Source organism: Pelagicoccus sp. SDUM812005, from assembly GCF_031127875.1.
GTDB lineage: Bacteria > Verrucomicrobiota > Verrucomicrobiia > Opitutales > Opitutaceae > Pelagicoccus.
Genome location: NZ_JARXIA010000049.1, coordinates 1 through 4,207, shown reverse-complemented (window position 1 = coordinate 4,207; position 4,207 = coordinate 1). Strand labels below are relative to the sequence as shown.

The following is a 4,207-nucleotide window of genomic DNA, read 5'->3' as shown; positions in this document are numbered from 1 at the left end:
CAACGGACACCTTCAGCATCGAGGTCGAAAACACCAACGACGGCCCCGTCGCCACCGCCATCGCCAACCAAAGCGTCGACGAGGACTCAGCCTTCAGCCTAGACGCAGCCGCGAACTTCTCCGACGTGGACGCAGGCGACATCCTCACCTACTCCGCGACCCTCGAGAACGGAGACCCGCTGCCAAGCTGGCTCTCCATCGACGCGGAGACCGGCCGGATCTCAGGCACACCCGAAAACGGCGACGTCGGTTCCCTTTCCGTCATAGTTTCTGCGACCGACGGACAAGAATCGGCCAGCAACACCTTCACTATCACCGTTGAAAATACCAACGACGGACCGGTTGCGATCGGAAATATTTCAGAAGCCTTCGTGCCGCAAAACGCTACCCTGCTGAGCGAAATCAATTTCGAAGACGGCGTCCCGTCCGCCAGCTACGGCTCCCTCGCATCCGAGGATTCCGGCATAGTAGGCAAAGCCGCCGACTTCACCAACGCCAAGCTCAGCGTCAACGATATCGACCTCTCCAGCGAAAGCGGCGCCCAGACCACTGTCTCGATGTGGATACAGGGCGATCCCTCCGGCAGCTGGGAAATGCTCGTCGCCTCCGACATCCATGACCTGACCTTGCTCGATGGCAACATCGGCTTTAACACCGGCCAGACCGACCTATTCGGCGCCGACGCGAGTGCCCTCGCCGACGGCCAATGGCACCACGTGGTCGCCACCTTCACCAACGGCGACGTCACCCAAAACAGCATCCACATCGACGGCGTAGAACTATCGCTTAACCAGATACAGGGCACGCCCAGCAGCTCTCACGCAAACATCGACAGTGACGGCGGAACCCTCCACTTCGGCGGCTGGGGACACGGAGGAGGCTATTACTTCACCGGCAGCATGGACGAGATCAAGGTCTACGACGGCGCGCTCAGCCAGGAAGAGATCGAACAGCTCCGCGACATCGAGTCCACGCACGACCACTGGGAAAACGCTGGTCTCACAGCGACCGAAGACGCCGCGTTCTCGCTCGAAGCCGCAGACTATTTTGCCGATATAGACGACGGGGACGCGCTCACTTATTCCGCCACTCTCGAAAACGGCGATCCTCTACCAGCCTGGCTCTCGATCGGAGAAAACAACGGTCAGCTTTCCGGAACTCCCGAAAATGGAGATGTTGGTTCCATTTCCATCACCATTACCGCCACCGACCAGTCTGGCGCCACCGCGACCCAAACCTTCGAACTCGAAGTCGAAAACACCAACGACGGACCGACGGTCAGCGCTGAGATCGTAGATCAAACGATCGACGAAGACGTCCCCTTCTCCTTGGATGTCTCGAGTAACTTCGTCGACCAAGACCTCGGGGATACGCTGACCTTCTCGGCCACCCTCGAAAACGGCGATCCACTTCCCGCTTGGCTTTCCATCGACTCAGCCACCGGAGAACTCTCCGGAACGCCTGAAAACGGCGATGTCGGAACCATTTCCGTAACCGTCACCGCAACCGACGGATCCGGTGAGAACGTATCCGACATCTTCAGTATTCAGGTTGAGAATACAAATGACGGACCAATCGCGACTGGCACCATTTCATCCTTCGAACCGCAAAACGCTACTCTGCTCAGCGAAATCAATTTCGAAGACGGCGTCCCGTCCGCCAGCTACGGCTCCCTCGCATCCGAGGATTCCGGCATGGTAGGCAAAGCCGCCGACTTCACCAACGCCAAGCTCAGCGTCAACGATATCGACCTGTCCAGCGAAAGCGGCGCCCAGACCACTGTCTCGATGTGGATACAGGGTGATCCCTCCGGCAGCTGGGAAATGCTCGTCGCCTCAGACATCCATGACCTGACCTTGCTCGATGGCAACATCGGCTTCAACACCGGCAATAGCGACCTATTCGGCGCCGATGCCAGCGCCCTCGCGGACGGCCAGTGGCACCACGTCGTCGCCACCTTCACCAACGGCGACGTCACCCAAAACAGCATCCACATCGACGGCGTAGAACTCTCGCTTGGCCAAATTCAAGGCACGCCCAGTAGCTCACGCGCAAACATCGACAGTGACGGCGGAACCCTCCACTTCGGCGGATGGGGCTACGGTGGAGGTTATTACTTCACCGGCAGCATGGACGAGATCAAGGTCTACGACGGAACCTTGAGCCAAGAAGAGATCGAACAGCTCCGCGACATCGAGTCCACGCACGACCATTGGGAAAACGCTGGCCTCACAGCGAACGAAGACGCTACGTTCTCACTCGATACCAGCGAAGGTTTCGCCGATGTAGACGCAGGCGACGTGCTGTCCTACGCCGCAACCCTTGAAAACGGCGATCCCTTGCCCGACTGGCTCGCTTTCGACGAATCGACCGGCCTCCTATCCGGCACCCCCGAAAACGAAGATGTGGGAACTCTTTCAGTCACCGTTACCGCCACCGACCTGTCCGGTGCAAGTGTATCGGACACTTTCCGTATCCACGTTGAAAATACAAACGATGGACCGGTAGTCAGTGCGGAAATCGCCGATCAAACGACGGACGAGGACGCAGCGTTCAGCCTGGATGTTTCCAACAACTTCTCCGACCAGGATCTTGGCGACACCCTCACCTTCTCCGCCCTGCTTACCGACGAATCCGGCGAACCTATCGGTGAAGGATCCATCCCCAGCTGGTTGGACTTCGATTCCGCCACGGGACAGTTCTCCGGCACCCCAGAGAACGAGGATGTCGGCACCTTCTATCTCAAAGTGACCGCGTCCGACGGCGAAGAGAGCGCATCCGATATCGTCTCCATCACTGTCGCAAATACGAACGATGGCCCCATCGCGACAGCTGACAGCGCCGCCGTCACCGAAGGAAACACCATCGAAATAGACGTACTCGCCAACGATAGCGACGAAGACGTTGGAGATTCCCTTACCATTACCGATGCAACCGTTGTGGGCGGAAAAGGCGCCGTATCCATCGTAAACAATAAGCTCGTATACGATCCTGCAGACGGATTCCCAGACTTGGCGCTCGATGACAGCGAAGACATTGAAATCTCCTATACGATCTCAGATGGCAATGGAGGAACCACTACCAGCACCGCGACCGTTACCGTAACGGGAGACGACAGCCTCATCCACCTTAACTACAGCAACAATTCCTACACTGCCTCCGACAACGATAACGAGATTCACGGATTCGGAGGGAACGATTCCATCTACGCTGGCGACGGAGATGATGTCATAGTCGGTGGCACAGGTTACGACAACCTCTACGGGGAAGCGGGAGACGACACCTTCCTCTACTCCGAAGGAGACGGAGCCGACGACTTCCACGGCGGAGAAGGAAACGACACCGTCAAGGCAACCGGGGACGACACCAACATCACCATCGACTCAAACTTCGATGCCGACAACTCCATCGAAACTATCTCCGCGGACGGTCACTCCGGCGTCACCGTCACTGGCGACTACTCCAACCAGACCCTCGACTTCTCCGCGACAAACCTCGACGGCATCGAGTCCATTTCCGGCGGCGCCGGAAACGACACCGTAATCGGTTCCGAAGGCAACGACACCATCCTCGCCTCCACTGGAAACGACGAACTGCACGGCGGAGCCGGAGACGACACCTTCCTCTACACCGATGGAGATGGAGCCGACGACTTCCATGGCGGAGCCGGAAACGACACCGTCAAAGCGACCGGGGACGACACCAACATCACCATCGACTCAAACTTCGACGCGGAAAACTCCATCGAGACCATCTCCTCGGACGGGCATTCCGGCGTCACCGTCACTGGCGACTACTCAAACCAGACCCTCGACTTCTCCGCGACAAACCTAGACGGCATCGAGTCCATTTCCGGCGGCGCCGGAAACGACACCGTAATCGGATCCGACGGCGACGACGTCATCCTCGCGAGCGACGGATACGACGACCTGCACGGCGGAGCCGGTGACGACACCTTCCTCTACTCCGAAGGAGACGGAGCCGACGACTTCCACGGCGGAGAAGGAAACGACACCGTCAAGGCGACCGGAGACGACACCAACATCACCATCGACTCCAACTTCGACGCCGAAAACTCCATCGAGACCATCTCCTCGGACGGCCACTCAGGCGTCACCGTCACTGGCGACTACTCCAACCAGACCCTCGACTTCTCCGCGACAAACCTCGACGGAATCGAGTCCATTTCCGGCGGCGCCGGAAACGA

General features: G+C 58.5%; 1 protein-coding gene. It reads left to right on the top strand.

The annotated features are described in order from the left end of the window. A partial coding sequence (locus QEH57_RS24495) for a putative Ig domain-containing protein (RefSeq protein ID WP_309009441.1) occupies positions 1–4,207 on the top strand: 4,207 nt, incomplete at both ends.